Genomic DNA, 15,733 nt, shown 5'->3' on the forward strand with positions numbered 1-15,733 from the left:
TAAGTAGTACGAATATCGCTTAAAGCGGTGGCAAAAGTGATAAAAGCAGTTTGGCTTTGGTATACAAAAGCCAGCGTCTTGAGACGCTGGCTAGTGGAAGAGGCTTATAGCCTCAGAGAAAACCACCCGTTTTACGGGTGGTTTTTATTCGCCATGATACACTATAAGAATATTAGATGATATATTATTACTATTTACATATGATAATAATTGTTATATGATGTGACCATAAAGCGGAATTCAGAAACCATTGAAGAAACAAATATTTTTTTGCCTATATATGTGAAAAAATTAACAAAAAGGAGAATTACTATGGATCAAAAAACAATCAGCCAAGACATTTTGCTAAGAATGGTTAAATCATTCGTAAAAAATGAAGTGGCTCCATATGATATGGAAATAGATCACACACGTTCTTACGTAAATGATCTATTGGCAAAGATTAAGCAAAATGACTTTTTAAGTCTAATGTTGCCTGAGGAATATGGTGGTGCCGGCTTTGATGGACGAACAACGGCTAAAGTAATTAATGAGATTGCCAAAGGTAATGCTAGTTTAGCTGTTACTTTAGAAGGTCACTTCAAGTCGATCGACCAGATTGTGAAATATGGTAATGATGAACTAAAAAATGAATACTTGCCACAGACTAAGAATCGTATTATGGCCTTCTCGATGACCGAACCAAGTGGTGGATCTAATCCGATGGGAATTAATTCACATGCTGAAAAACGTGGAGATAAGTGGATCATCAATGGTGATAAAATTATGATCACTAACGGTGGATTGGCTGAAATTTATTGTGTCTTAGTCAAAACAGCTCCAACCGAATTATCATTTTTCGTGGTTGATAATGAAATGGAAGGTTTTGAATACGGTAAGCAGGAAAATTTCTTAGGTCTTACAGGTGTTCCAGTCGGCGAAATTGTTATGGATAATATCGAAGTTGACGAATCACACTTACTTGGAAAAGTTGGCATGGGAAAAGAAATTGGTGACAGTGCTCATAACGACGCTCGTGTTTTAATGGGAGCCGTTTTAACTGGAATCATGGAACACGAACTTGACTTAGTTACTGATTACGCAACTCACAGAAAGGCTATTGATACGCCAATCATTCAAATGCAGGGAATTCAGAGAAAAGTTGCCGATATTGCTATTTCAAAGGAAACAACAAAATTGCTTTATCAAAAGGCTGCTTGGATGAAAGATCACGGTCAAGATTACGAAGAAGAAGCTGCCATGGCAAAAGCCTATGGATCAAGAAGTGCCGTTAAAGCTGGTGATGATTCATTACAGATCTTGGGTGGATATGGATACAGTTTGGATTATCCAGTTGAGCACTTGATCAGAGATGCCCGTGCAATGGAAATTGCCGAAGGAACCGTTGAAAAGATGAGAACTGCAATTGCATTAAAAGAAGCGGAAAGTCGCGCTTAGGAGGATATTATGAAAATAGTCGTAGGAATCAAACAAGTACCAGAAACAACTAACGTTAAAATCAATGAGAAGACTAAGAATATTGACCGTCGCGGCATTAGCGGTGTGATCAATCAATATGACCGTCATGCTTTGGAAGCTGCTTTTGAAATAAAAGCTAAAACGGGTGCAGAAGTTATCGTCATGACTATGGGTCCAGATGACTTTGTAGTTTCTTTACAAGAAGCTTTGGCATTGGGAGCTGATTCAGCCGTATTGTTATCTGATCGTGCTTTTGCAGGTGCTGATACTTTGGCAACTGGTTATGTTTTAAGTGAAGCCATTCAAAAAATCGGGGATGTAGACCTAGTTATTTTGGGACAACAGTCAGTTGATGCTGATACTGGTCAAATGGGTCCGATCGTTGCTGAATTTTTGGGAATTTCTCAAGTCACTTATGCTAGTAAGATCGATGTTGACAACGAATCTCTTCATATTAAACGTTACCTTGAAACAGTTGAGCAAGATATCACCGCTAAATTACCAGTATTGCTAACGGTGACTGATCAAGCTAATGAACCAAAATACGTTAATGTAGTAGAGATTGCTAAGAGTTTTGAAAAACCAGTTACGACATGGCATGCTAGTGATTTAAATCTTGATGATGATCGTGTCGGTCAAGCGGGATCTCCTTCAGTTGTAAGAAGCATCTCTTCACCAGAGGCTGTTGTGAAAGATAACCATAAATTAGCTGAGAATCCTCAGGACGCTGCCGATGAATTAGTTAAAATCTTAAAAGAGAAAAATATCTTAGTGGAGGACAAATAAATGGAATTGTTAAAAGAAAATTGGATTTTTGCTGAAGTAGATTTAAATAAAGTTAATCCGATCACTTACCAATTGATTACTAAAATGAATCAAATTAGTAACTTACCTGTTACTGTTGTCCTCATTGAAGGTGCTTCTGAAAGTTTAGAAGATGACATTAAAGAATATGGTCCTGATAAAATCATTACTATTAAAAACGATCAGTTATCTCAAGGTAATGATTTAGAAATGACTAATGCTTTGGATACTTTAATAGAAAAAACTGGTCGTCCTAACAGTTTTGTGTTTGCCGCAACTGTTGTCGGTCGTTCGCTTGCGCCAAGACTTCAGGCAAGACTTAGAACTGGTTTGACAGCTGATTGCTTGGATCTTCATTTTGAAGATGACGATACACTGGTACAAACAAAACCTTCATACGGTGATAACATCATGTGTGAGATCGTTGTACCAAATCATCGTCCTCAAATGGCTACAGTTCGTTCCAATGTCTTTGAAGCTAAGAAATTTAACAATCCAATGACTAAGGTAATTAACATTACTAACCTGAAAGTTATATCTGATCAGCAATTGACTATTGCAAGTAAAGCATTGCCACAGAAGAGTGCGAAGAGTATCAATGAGGCAAGCAGAATCGTCGCTATCGGTCGTGGTGATAAGACCGAAGAAAACTTAATAAATGCAAAGAGATTAGCTGATAAAATGCATGCGGTTATTGGAGTAACTCGTCCATTAACTGACCTGGAAGAATTCGATATTAATGATCAAATTGGTCAAAGTGGTCAAAGTGTATCGCCTGAGATCCTTGTAAACTTGGGTATTTCTGGGGCTGTCCAGTATACAGCCGGTATCTCTAATGCTAAAACTATTGTGTCTGCCAACACAGATAAGGATGCTCCGATCTTTAAGTATTCCGACTATTACTTCGTTGGGAATGCTGAGGAATTTTCTAAGGCGTTAGAAAAGGCGCTACAATAACAGGTAAAGCGGTTTTCATCATTTGATGGAAATCGCTTTATTTAGTTTATATAATATCTAATATTTGCAAATGAAATTCATATTTGTTAGGGTAAATATGTGTTGCTATTATTTATAAATTATGAATAATGGCGTTTTTATTACTTGGAATAATAACTTATAAGACTTATTTTAAGTCTGAAATGAACAAGATTATGATTAAATAGCTCTCACTAAATTGAGGGCTAATTTTATTCATAACGACATATACAGAATAGGGAAGAAGGATTTAATGAGTAAGAAAGTTGAAGTTAAAAATTTAACTAAGATTTTTGGTAAGCACGTTGGCCGTGCCAAGGAACTTATAAAACAAGGTAAATCTAAATCGGAAATTCTGAAAGAAACTGGAGCCACCGTGGGAGTGGACCAAGCAAATTTTGAAATTGATGATGGCGAAATATTCGTTATCATGGGACTTTCAGGTAGTGGTAAATCTACATTAGTACGTATGATCAATCGCTTGATCGAACCAACTGACGGTGAAGTATTGATCGATGGCGAGAATCTAATGGAGATGGATAAGAAGACTCTTCGTGAGGTTCGTCGTAAGAAAATGAGTATGGTTTTCCAAAATTTCGGATTACTACCTAATAGAACGATTATGGAAAATGCCGAATATGGTTTGGAGATCCAAGGTGTTGATAAAGAAGAACGCCGTAAGAAAGCACAAAAGGCTTTGGAACAAGTTGGTATCACCGGTTATAACGATGAATACCCTGATCAATTATCTGGTGGTATGCAGCAACGTGTTGGTCTCGCTCGTGCTTTAGCTAATGATCCACAGATACTTTTGATGGATGAGGCCTTTTCAGCACTTGATCCATTGAATAGAACTGATATGCAAGATCAATTGTTGGATATTCAAGAAGGCTTGAAAAAGACGATTATCTTTATCAGTCATGACTTAAATGAGGCGTTAAAACTGGGTGACCACATCATGATCATGCGTGATGGTGAAGTTATTCAAACGGGAACACCGGAAGATATTTTGACACATCCTGCTAACGATTATGTTGAAGAATTTATTGAGAATGTTGATCGTAGTAAGGTTCTAACTGCCGGTAACGTTATGATCCGTCCCGTGACGATCAATATTGACAAGGCTGGTCCAAGACTTACTTTGAAACGTATGAAGAATAATGAAGTTTCAACTGCTTATGTTGTTGATAACAAGCGTAAATTGATCGGTATCGTCGATGCTAATGATGTTATTGATTTGGTTAGACACGATAGCAGTGACCTTCGTTCAGTGGTTAAGACGGATGTTCCTACTACTAATGAAGAAACTCCTATTTCTGATTTAATGGATGATATTTCACAGACAGGTATTCCATTTGCCGTAACTAATGACAAAGGACAACTTAGAGGAATTATTGTTCGTGGTGCCGTACTTGGTGCCCTTGCAGGAAATGAGGTGAGCGAATTTGAGTAGTATTCCACAATTACCATTAGCTGATTGGATCGATAGTTTCGTCAATTGGTTGGTACAATTTACAGGTTTTTTCAATGCGATAACAAATTTTATCGGCGGAATAAATAACGCCTTTCAATGGGTCTTTGATTTGATCCCAATTTGGCTCTTTATTGCTTTGATCTTAGCGTTAACTTTCTATGTTAATCGAAAAGATCAACGTTGGAGCTTACTGATTTTTGAATTTTTAGGTTTATTGTTGATTTGGAATTTAGATTTCTGGCGTGATATGACACAAACTTTGACTTTAGTTTTGACGTCTAGTTTGATCGCACTAGTTATTGGTATTCCGTTGGGTATTTTGATGGCTAAGAGTCACATTGCTGAAGTTATCTTGAAACCAGTTCTTGATTTCATGCAGACAATGCCAGCCTTTGTTTATCTGATACCAGCTGTTGCACTATTTGGTATTGGGATGGTTCCCGGTATCGTCGCTTCAGTTATCTTCGCCATGCCTCCAACAGTTAGAATGACTAACATGGGTATTCGTGAAGTACCTGATGAGTTGATCGAAGCAGCTGATTCTTATGGATCAACTGAATGGCAAAAGTTGTTCAAGGTCGAACTTCCAATTGCTAAAACAAGTTTAATGGCCGGAGTTAACCAGAGTATGATGTTATCTCTATCAATGGTCGTTATTGCTTCCATGATCGGTGCCATGGGTCTTGGAACTAAAGTTTACTTTGCCGTAGGTAGAAATGATGCTGGTGGTGGTTTCGCCGCAGGTCTAGCAATCGTTATCTTAGCAATTATTTTAGACAGATTAACTCAATCATTAACAAGAGATCATAAAAAATAGGAGGGATTGTTTGAAGAAAAAATTAAAGCTTTTAAGTCTTTTCTTTGTAACATTACTGATTATTCCAGTGATCACAGCTTGTAGTTCACAGACAAAACCTTACAATAGTAAGGGAAAGTTAGGTTCACAAATAAATTACACGGTCACTGGGATCGATGCCGGAGCTGGTATCATGTCTTCAACTCAAAAAGCTTTAAAAGCTTATGGACTAGAAGATCAGAACTGGCAACTGCAAACTAGCTCGACCGCTGCAATGACCAGTACTTTGGACAAAGCCATCAAAGACAAGCGCCCAATCGTTATTACTGGTTGGCAACCACATTGGATGTTTACTAAGTATCCCATCAAATTCTTAAAAGACCCTAAAAATGTTTTCGGTAAGTCTGAAAGTATTCATACGATCGTTCGTAAGGGTCTAAAAGAGGATAAGCCAGAGGCATACACGATTTTGGATCGTTTCCACTGGAAACCAGCCCAAATGTCTGAAGTTATGCTAAAAGTAAATAATGGGATGGACCCACAAAAAGCTGCCAAAGAGTGGATCAAGGCTAATCCTAAATTAGTTGCAGAGTGGACTAAAGGTGTTAAAAAAGTTCATGGTAAATCATTAAAAATGACTTATGTTGCTTGGGACTCTGAAATTGCCTCAACTAATGTGATCGCGCAAGTATTGCGTGACCAAGGTTATAAGGTAACGATTCAGGCTATGGAACAACAACCAACTTGGGCTGCCATAGCTACAAAGGCCGCTGATGCACAAGTTAGTGCCTGGTTACCTAAGACGTCTGGTCTGTACTATAAAGACTATAAGGGTCGTTTTGTTGATTTAGGACCTAATTTGAAAGGTGCTAAAGTCGGTTTAGCTGTACCTAAGTATATGAAGAATATTAATTCAATTGAAGATTTAAAAAATAAATAGAATCTCAAAAAGGACGAAACTTTTGTTTCGCCCTTTTTATGTACTGATGGAATATTATATATGACTATTAAATATAAAAAATATATATTTAGAAAATTACCAATATGAATATGGTAAGCGATTGCTCAGGAGTATATAATTCTAGATATGAGGATATTATATTTTTATATAGAGGTGTTCGCCGAATGAACATACAGTATTTTGTAGATAGAAGAAAAAAACTAGGACTATCGCAAAGAAATCTTAGTGATGGTGTCTGTACTCAAGCAACTTTGAGTAAATTTGAGAATAATGGTCAAATTCCATCACTGCGAATTCTGATTCAGTTATGTAATCGTTTGGATATTTCTTTAGACGATATTATGGGTATCAGCGATAGCAAATCCAAGAAGATAGTCACGTCAATGAATGAAGTTGAATTCAATTTGATTATAAGTGAATTTAACAAATCTTGGAAAATTATGAACCAAATCGACGTTCAACTTTTAAAAGATGATAAAGATGCTTTGATGCAATACTACTATTTGAAAGGATATCTGAATATCCTCGATAAAAGCGGTGATCTTTTTGAAGCTGTTTTCGATTTTAATCAGATCCTGACAGATCTTGATCCCGACGGGAAAACAATTTTTACTTTCTTAGCTTATACCGGGATGGGAATGGTTTATGCTAAGCAATCAGATTCCGATAAGAGTGAATATTATTTTAGCAAAGTCTTTAATGATATTTATGGGATGCCGATCGATGATGTCAGTAAAATATGGCGCTATATCAGTATTATCTTTTATTGTGGAGTTTATTACTCTAACCAAAAAGATTACGAGACGGCCAATACATTGTTAAATTATGGTGTAAAGGTATGTGCGGATAATCATGTGACTTACTATATTGCTAGGTTGTATTTACAATTGGCGGTTAATGTTTGTGATACACAGGGGGCAGATGAAGAGTTACATGGTTTGTTGAATCGTGCTAAGGTTTTCTCTGAGTTTAATCGTAATCATAACGAGTTGGTTGAGATCGAGAAAATGATAAAAGAATGTGGCGAATAGAATAGTATATGTTTGCCGCCTGCGGGTGCGCGGGACGGTCTGCTGTGGGAACGATGCCAGCCAAGGTCTGGCATCTCGGTTTTGAGCTTTGCTTTGCAAATCTCGAAACTCGTCCATTCTGTAAGCTCGTCTTCGACAATCTAACAGAATTTTCACTGCTGGCCGTCCCTCGCACCCGCTGGCTAGTTTTGATTTTTATTATATATATAGAAGTTTTGGAGTATCCATTTTGGATACTTCTTTTTTTGTGTATGATCATGGGTGAAATAAAACTGAGTCGGAGGTTGATAGAAATTTTACCTGCAGTAAAAAGGATGACTTTTGAGATTTGCACAGCAAAGCTCAAAATCAAGACCAGAGACCTCGGCTCAGGTCGGTCCTACTGCAGGTAAAAATTTCTATCAACTGGAGACGGAAAACAACTATCGAAATAAAATAACTAATATGATATGCTTAATATCCTTTTGAACAAAATTAAAATTATTGGGGGTTTGACATGACTGATACACAATTTATCGAGATAGTGAACGACCGCGAAAATAACCTGAAAAATATTAATTTGAAGATTCCAAAGAACAAACTGACTGTTTTTACTGGTGTTTCTGGATCAGGTAAATCATCGATCGTTTTTGATACGATTGCTCAAGAAGCTGGGCGTCAATTGAATAGTACTTACAATAGTTTTACAAGATTATATTTACCTAAGTACAAGCGACCAGATGCTGATGAAATTCATAATTTATCGACGGCGATCATCATTGATCAAAAGCCACTAGGTGGTAACGCTCGTTCTACTTTAGGAACGATCAGTGATATCAGCCCCTTATTTAGAATTTTGTTTTCGAGATTTGGCATGCCCAAATATGGTAATGCCAGTAACGCGTTTTCTTTCAATGATCCCGAAGGAATGTGTCCGCAATGTGAGGGTATCGGTAAGAGTTACGTTGTTAAACTGGATGCGGCTTTAGATTATAATAAGTCGCTAAATGATGGTGCTGTATTGTTACCGGGATATTCTAAGAATTCATTTTATTTACAGACGTTACTAAATTCTGGATTATTTGATAACGATAAAGTTGTCAAAGATTTTACTGATGATGAGATGGAAAATCTATTAAATGGAGAATCGAAGATAACTGTTAACTATAAAGGTAATTCGATGCAAACCAATTATGAAGGTGTCATCAAGAGATTTTATCGTACTAATATTCAAGAGAATAAAACTATGAGTGATGGTGCTCGTAAACAAATCGAAAAATTTGCTGAAATGTCAACATGTACCATGTGTCATGGAACGCGTTTCAATGACGACGTTTTAAAATCTAAGATCAATGGATATAATATTTTCGATTTAACAAATATACAGTTGGATATTTTACTGAAAACTTTGGATCAGTTTACGGAGAAATCGATGAGTTCTTTAGTAGAAGAATTGAAGAAACGGATTAAAAGTTTGATCGATATTGGCTTAGATTATTTGAGCCTAACTAGAGAGACTTCAACTCTTTCTGGTGGTGAAAGTCAGCGTGTTAAGACTGTTAAGTATCTTTCAAATAGCTTAACGGATCTGATTTATATTTTGGATGAACCCAGTACGGGATTACATCCAAGGGATGTTCATCGATTAAATGATCTATTACTTAAATTACGTGACAATGGTAATACGGTATTGGTGGTCGAACATGACCCTGATGTAATAAAGATTGCTGACTTTATTGTTGATGTAGGTCCTAAAGCCGGTATTCATGGTGGTCAGATCCAATTTACAGGGAGTTATCCTGAGTTGCTAAAATCGAAGACCTTGACCGGTGAGTATTTACTTCATGAATTGCCAATGAATCAACATCCTAGGGTGGCCGACAAATTTATCAGTAGTACTAAGAGTGATTTGCATAATTTGAAGAATGTCCAATTAGATGTTCCCAGTGGTTTATTCACCGTCATAACGGGTGTTGCAGGATCTGGTAAGAGTACTTTAGTAGAGCAAGTATTTGCTAAAGAAAATCCCGATGCAGTGGTTATCGATCAGACCCCATTGCATGCCAATAGTCGATCAAACTCAGCCACTTATACTGGAGCCATGAACGATATTAGAAAACTATTCGGTACAGAGAACGGCGTTGAAGATGGATTATTCAGTTACAATTCCAAGGGTGCTTGCCCTAACTGTAAGGGTAAAGGAGTGATCGAACTCAACATGTCATTTATGGATAATTCAGAGATTGAATGTCCAGTATGTCATGGTGGACGCTTTGACCCTGAAGTATTGCAATATAGATATAAAGATAAAAATATCGTCGAAGTTATGGACCTGACGATTGAAGAAGCAGTTGAATTCTTTGACGATAAAAAAATTAAGTCCAAATTGAGGAAGGTTCAAAATGTTGGTTTGGATTATTTAATGCTTGGTCAATCGCTGAGTACCATCTCTGGTGGTGAAAGCCAACGTTTAAAAATTGCCAAAGAGTTGAGTAAAAAAGGAAATATTTTCATATTAGACGAACCAACAACTGGTTTACATGTTTCGGATACAGAAAATTTAATCGGAATTATTAACGACTTAGTTAATAAGGGTAATACCGTTGTTGTTATTGAACATAACGTTGATGTTATGCGTAGTGCGGACTGGATCATTGATATTGGTCCTGATGGTGGTTCTCGCGGTGGCGAGATTATTTATCAAGGTCCGGTTAGTGGCTTAGTAGGTAATAAGGATTCAGTTACTGCTAGATATATTTAATGTTTTTTTCCGCCTACTTGCACGAGGGGCAACGACCTGGGGTGGGACCGGCCAGCCAAGGTCTGGAATCTCGGTTTCGAGCTTTGCTTGTCGCAAATCTCAAAACACGTCCATTCTGTAAGCGCGCCATCGCCCTCATGCACTACGGTTAAATTAGCTTTTGCATATGAATAATATAGAAGGATTTGAATTCAGAATGATTCTGAATTCAGATCCTTTTTTAATTGGTGAGCATATAAAGTAGTGTTCATCTTCACATAAAAACACAATAAAAGTCTACAAATTTGAGTGTTGTAGTCGTTCGCATAATAGTTGGAATTAGTCAAATTTGTAGGCTTCATAACCACCACCAACTTAAGAAAAAAAATATTTCAAAATATGAGGGGCACTAATAAATAAATTTATGTAAGCTATTACCACAAGATGCTTTTCAGCAAATAACAATCGTTATTTCTAACAATTGTTTAGTATATATGAACACGCGAGGTGGTAAGTATGAAAAGAGTACGTGGTATTTTTTACCCTATAATATTTTCATTAATGTGTATCTTAGGAGTACTGACATTAAATAGTATGAAAATTAAAGCAGCTACTAGCAGTGATGTTTCTGTTAGTGTTGAAACGCCGGTTTTGGAGGCTAAGACAAATGCCTATGTTGTTGACCAGACTTTGAAATCAAAAATCAGTACTGACAATACGATCATGGATAGTCAAGCACAGTCGTATGTAGACACGGATACTGTCAATCCTGGCGATGATTTGGAATTTAATTATTTAATGCTTTTTGACAATGGTGATGCAATTTCTAATATGCGTGCAACTATCAAATTACCTGACAACGTTACTTTTGCAACAGGTACATTGGGTCAAGTGGTTTACTTATCTAGTGACGGGACTAAATCAACTAGTGTAGATATTTCTTCTGACGATATAAATACTGATAGTAATTCTTTGACTCTACCAGTTGATGATATTGGTACGGGAAAAGATTATGCTTCAGCTCGGATCGTTTTGAGTGCTAAAGCTGGTTCAGCTGGTAAAACAGTTGCTGCATCACATGTTGATTATGAGGCTGACAACTATGATGACGCTGCTGATACGCCTAAATTTACGATTAAAGACTCTGCCAATTCAATTGTTGCGGCAACTAATAATAGCTCCGTGCAAGCATTTGAAGGTGAGAATTTTAACTTAATTGGAACGATGGACTACAAGAATAACGATGGTGTAGTTTTTAAAAATGAAAATATGTATATTTACTATACGATCGATGGTGTGGCACAATTACCAGTTCAAGATACTGCTAGTAGTGATAAAAACTTTTCACTTATCATGCGGCCTCTAGCACTGGGCAGCCATACGATAACAGTTCAAGTCGTTCAACCAAACTACAACGATACTGGTGAAACAATTGTTTCAAATATTTTAACTTATGATGTTAATGTTACTGCTAATTCATTGATCATAACTAAGGATAAATCTTTTGCTGGAGACGGATATACAGTTAACGATAATGATCCCGTTGATATTAAGGGTACTTATGAACATGCTAATGGTGACCCGGCTCATGGTACAAAGAATTCATTATCGATAACAGCACAGATCACATCCAAGGCCGATACAGATGACCCTAATGTTCAAGATGAATATAATGTTGATGCTCCCGGGATAGCAGGGACTAAATATGATGACGATGGGACTTTTAGTTTTCAAGTGGTTCCAGTTGTATACAAAATGGGAAATCATGGATTTTTAATTGATCAATCACTAAGTTACGAAGATTATATTAAAAAATACGGATACGTTGGGTTGGAAGTTGGAAAAAATATAGTGACGGTCAAATTGACTGACGCTAAGGGACATGAGTCAGATGAAACACAATTTGTCATAAATGTACCTGATGTACAGCCGGAATTAAGTTTGGATACGACAGACATATATTCAAATAATCCTAATACTGGATTAGGTGCTGATTACGACATTCCTATGAATGTATCTTATGTTGGGAAGAAATATCAATTCTCAATGTCGACTATTTTTACTATGAATACTTTGAATGATGTTTCAATGAGAAATGCAGTGTATACAAGTGATGAGCTTCAAACTGAAGAAAGTGTCATTAGCGGTATCATGATGGTAAATTCACTGACTAAAAAGTCGCTTTATGGATTCTCGGCTGATGATCCGGTAATAGCTGATAAACCTTATCCCGCTTCGTATTACTACCGTGATGCCTATGGTAGAAAATCTAATACTGTTGATTACACGATTACTTTCCGCTCAAAATATATAAGTATTAAAACTGACGATAGTTATAAATTTAAGAATTTCAAAAACTTTGAACTCACTGGAGGTAACAACAAACGTGACGGTGATTGGGGAGTTGCGGTTGAAAGTTTCAAGTCTAGTTGGACTTTAACGGCCAAAGCTACACCGTTTTACCAATATCCTGATGGGAAAGATCCTATCAAGTTGAATAGTCAAATGGTTTTTGTTAACCCTGATGATTCTAATAGTTCAACAGAATCTATGGAAAATAATCCAGTTGTTGTAGATAAATATACTGGTTCTAGTGCTTCCGATAAGGTCATTACGACAGATGTTGCTTCCAAGTGGGCCGATGATTCGGGTATCCTATTGACCAGACCTGGGGGATTGGCTAGTTACGTTGGAACATATACATCTACTATAACTTGGGAAGCCGCTGATAGTGTTTGATTTTGCCGTCTCCATGACTGAGAATATTGACCGGCTATGCGGACCGGCACGAGCCAAGGTCTCGTACCTCGGTTAAAAGCCTTGCAAAGTTCAGCAAGTCTTTTAACTCGCCCGATGTTGTAATGGCTAAAGCCATAACAACACTTTCATAGCTGGTCAATATTCTCATTCTCTCCGCCTCGAGTTGTGTTTGAAATAATCTATTTAACTATATAGAATAAGAGTTGTACTACACTTGATTTATCAGGTGTGGAACAGCTCTTTTTTTATTGAATATATTAAAGTATGTCATATTTGGTTACACTTTCGTGTTTTTAGCTTGTCTATGCCACTTTTAGCAAGAATTTCTTAACTAATATGAAGCGCAAGTGTGGCCGAATTACTGTAATATATTAGTATAAAATACTTTATAAATTAAATTTAAAAGATAAATATCAAATTGTTGGAATTTTCAAGTTACAGGCGGGGTGAAAAATATGAAGAACAAGGGGAAGTTCATCTATTCTCTGATGCTTTCTATAGTTGGGATAGTCTTTTTCGTATTAGCAAGTGGTTCACAGGTCAAGGCTGCAGATAGTGAAATGTCTGTTAGTGTCCAAGATGCTGTTTTAAAAGCTGATACTAACGCATATGTTGTCGATCAGACAACTAAATCCAAGATCAGTTCTAATAATACTGTTCTAGATGATCAAGCTGCATCATATGTTAATGCAGAATCAGTTAATCCGGGTGACAGTCTGGAATTTAACTATCTGATGAATTTTGTCAGTGGTGAAGCAACTGCCAATATGACAGCGACGATCAAACTACCTGATAACGTGACATTTGCGACTGGAACAATTGGTAAGGTGGTTTATTTGTCGAGCGATGGTAAAAAGACTACTAGTGTTGATATCCCCGACACTGATCTCGACAAAAAGACTCTAACAGTTCCGATCGATGACATTGGAACCGGAAAAGATTATGCATCTGCACGCATTGTCTTAAGTGCTAAAGCTGGTGCCGCTGGTAAAACAGTTGATCAATCACATATTGACTATGAAGCCGACAACTATGATGATGTTGCCGACACACCTTCATTTGACATCAAAGATGCATCTAACTCTATTGTGGCAACTGCAGATAACAGTTCAGTAGGTACATATGAGCTTGATGATTTTAATTTAACCGGTACCATGGACTATAAAAAAGATGACGGCGTCGTATTTGAAAATAAAAACATGTATATCTATGCCACCATTGATGGTAAAGAACAAGTTATTGCGAATGATACGCAGAGCGCTGATAAGACATTCAATCTGCTTATGAAAGGATTACCTATTGGTGATCATAAAATAACCGTTCAAGTTGTTCAGCCAGATTATAAGAGTACTGGTGAAACAATTGTTTCAAATATTTTGACTTATGATGTTAATGTTGCTACTAATTCTTTGATTATTACTAAGGATAAAGCATTTGATGGTGATGGATATAAAGTTAATGATAACAACCCAGTTGATCTTAAAGGTACATATAAGCATGCGGATGGTAGCCCTGCACATGGGACTTCAAGAGGTCTAAGTATAAGTTATCAAATAACATCTCGTGCCGATACGGATACTCCTAATGTACAGGATGCTATCAGTGGAACTGATAATGATAATGGTAATATTGATATTCCTCTGAATCCTTTATTCTATAATAAAACTTCAGCCGGTACAATTTTGGATCAAGCACTATCATTCGATGACTATATTGCTAAATATGGTTACAAGGGATTAGAAGTTGGTAAAAATGTTGTTACTATAACACTGACAGATTCTAAGGGACATGAATCTGATCCTACTAAATTTGTCATCAATGTTCCTGACTTTACACCCGAGTTCACTGTTGATACAGAAGATGTAAAGTCTGATTCTGCTAGTAATAATACAATAGGAACCTCATATAATGTGCCTACGACGGTAAAATATCCCGATGGATACAAATTTTCAACTGGTAATATTTTTGGTTTCAATAAGTTAAATGGAATTGAGAAACCCGCTTTTTCTTCTCCCCCTCTTGATAATGTTTCAGAAGGAGATCAAATATTTAGTGTTTATATAGATTCTGATGATAATTATGGAAACATTGATAAGGATGTTCCCTTAGCAGGTGCATTACATTTTAAAGATGTGTATGGCAGAACAGCCAAAGATGCAGATTACAATGTGGTTTTTAGATCTCACTATGTTGATATCAATGTAGGAACCAATCTTAAATTTAAGAATATGAAAGAATCAATGCTTGTGGAAAATGATACCTTTATCCAAAGGGATGGAGATTGGAACATTTCAGTAAATAGTTATAATTCACCTTGGCTTCTAAGAGTTAATGCAACGCCTTTTTATAAACAGGTTGATAATGGCAGTTCTAATATTAAGTTGAATGCCAATATGAGTTATTTACAGCCTTCAGAGGATAATTCGCCAGGAAGATTTCCAATTATAGGTTCTGAAAGTAATACTGAGATTGATCAGATGGGTCCCGGATTAGTTGAAAAAGATCAAAAAATGACAAGAAATGTCTCTGAAGGGTGGAATGATACAGATGGTATTTTACTTCGTCCATCATATTCTTTTATAGGTTATGCAGGTACGTATACTTCAACAATGACTTGGGAAACGGTGGATAGTCTTTAAATCTAACGATTTAAAGGCTTTTTTGATCCAATCATCAATTTCCACCAAACTAAATATAGTATTTTGATACGCATGTATAATGGAATGAATATAAGATACTTAAAACTCAAATAATT

10 protein-coding genes are annotated in these 15,733 nt (G+C 36.6%); all 10 read left to right on the forward strand.

From position 1 onward, the window contains the following. Positions 1 to 312: 312 nt before the first annotated feature. The 10 genes from EKM60_RS01805 (at position 313) to EKM60_RS01850 (ending at position 15,617) form a co-directional block, all read left to right on the forward strand. Positions 313 to 1,437, forward strand: a complete 1,125-nt coding sequence (locus EKM60_RS01805; protein ID WP_125711887.1) for an acyl-CoA dehydrogenase family protein — start codon at positions 313 to 315, stop codon at positions 1,435 to 1,437. A 9-nt stretch (positions 1,438 to 1,446) separates the two neighbouring features. Next, positions 1,447 to 2,244 carry an electron transfer flavoprotein subunit beta/FixA family protein gene (locus EKM60_RS01810; RefSeq protein ID WP_125711889.1) on the forward strand — a complete coding sequence of 266 codons (798 nt, stop codon included), beginning with the start codon at positions 1,447 to 1,449 and terminating at the stop codon, positions 2,242 to 2,244. Beyond that, complete coding sequence (locus EKM60_RS01815) at positions 2,245 to 3,219, forward strand: electron transfer flavoprotein subunit alpha/FixB family protein (RefSeq protein WP_125711891.1); 975 nt, start codon at positions 2,245 to 2,247, stop codon at positions 3,217 to 3,219. Between the two features lie 271 nt (positions 3,220 to 3,490). After that, positions 3,491 to 4,690: a quaternary amine ABC transporter ATP-binding protein gene (locus EKM60_RS01820; RefSeq protein WP_125711893.1), complete on the forward strand. Its 1,200-nt coding sequence runs from the start codon at positions 3,491 to 3,493 to the stop codon at positions 4,688 to 4,690. Continuing rightward, positions 4,683 to 5,528 (forward strand): ABC transporter permease, encoded by an 846-nt coding sequence (locus EKM60_RS01825; RefSeq protein WP_125711895.1) that lies wholly within the window; start codon positions 4,683 to 4,685, stop codon positions 5,526 to 5,528. Before EKM60_RS01820 ends, EKM60_RS01825 begins: the two co-directional genes overlap by 8 nt. 61 nt (positions 5,529 to 5,589) lie before the next feature. Continuing rightward, on the forward strand, positions 5,590 to 6,447 hold the full coding sequence (locus EKM60_RS01830) for a glycine betaine ABC transporter substrate-binding protein (protein WP_404811380.1): 858 nt from the start codon (positions 5,590 to 5,592) through the stop codon (positions 6,445 to 6,447). 185 nt (positions 6,448 to 6,632) lie between these two features. After that, a complete protein-coding gene (locus tag EKM60_RS01835; protein WP_125711899.1) occupies positions 6,633 to 7,499 on the forward strand; it encodes a helix-turn-helix domain-containing protein in 867 nt (288 codons plus the stop codon). Between the two features lie 496 nt (positions 7,500 to 7,995). Continuing rightward, the gene (locus EKM60_RS01840) at positions 7,996 to 10,239 is read left to right on the forward strand and encodes an ATP-binding cassette domain-containing protein (protein WP_125711901.1); all 2,244 of its coding nucleotides are present in this window, start codon (positions 7,996 to 7,998) and stop codon (positions 10,237 to 10,239) included. Between the two features lie 573 nt (positions 10,240 to 10,812). Further along, positions 10,813 to 12,957 (forward strand): hypothetical protein, encoded by a 2,145-nt coding sequence (locus tag EKM60_RS01845; protein ID WP_125711903.1) that lies wholly within the window; start codon positions 10,813 to 10,815, stop codon positions 12,955 to 12,957. Between the two features lie 476 nt (positions 12,958 to 13,433). Further along, positions 13,434 to 15,617, forward strand: a complete 2,184-nt coding sequence (locus tag EKM60_RS01850) for a hypothetical protein (protein WP_125711905.1) — start codon at positions 13,434 to 13,436, stop codon at positions 15,615 to 15,617. Positions 15,618 to 15,733: the final 116 nt, after the last annotated feature.

The sequence above is a fragment of the Companilactobacillus kedongensis genome, from assembly GCF_003946625.1.
In the GTDB taxonomy this organism is placed as follows: Bacteria; Bacillota; Bacilli; order Lactobacillales; family Lactobacillaceae; genus Companilactobacillus; species Companilactobacillus kedongensis.

Coding starts and splice junctions, on each gene's coding strand:
- EKM60_RS01805 (WP_125711887.1), top strand. CDS start 313: ATGGATCAAAAAACAATCAGCCAAGACATTTTGCTAAGAATGGTTAAA.
- EKM60_RS01810 (WP_125711889.1), top strand. CDS start 1,447: ATGAAAATAGTCGTAGGAATCAAACAAGTACCAGAAACAACTAACGTT.
- EKM60_RS01815 (WP_125711891.1), top strand. CDS start 2,245: ATGGAATTGTTAAAAGAAAATTGGATTTTTGCTGAAGTAGATTTAAAT.
- EKM60_RS01820 (WP_125711893.1), top strand. CDS start 3,491: ATGAGTAAGAAAGTTGAAGTTAAAAATTTAACTAAGATTTTTGGTAAG.
- EKM60_RS01835 (WP_125711899.1), top strand. CDS start 6,633: ATGAACATACAGTATTTTGTAGATAGAAGAAAAAAACTAGGACTATCG.
- EKM60_RS01840 (WP_125711901.1), top strand. CDS start 7,996: ATGACTGATACACAATTTATCGAGATAGTGAACGACCGCGAAAATAAC.
- EKM60_RS01845 (WP_125711903.1), top strand. CDS start 10,813: ATGAAAATTAAAGCAGCTACTAGCAGTGATGTTTCTGTTAGTGTTGAA.
- EKM60_RS01850 (WP_125711905.1), top strand. CDS start 13,434: ATGAAGAACAAGGGGAAGTTCATCTATTCTCTGATGCTTTCTATAGTT.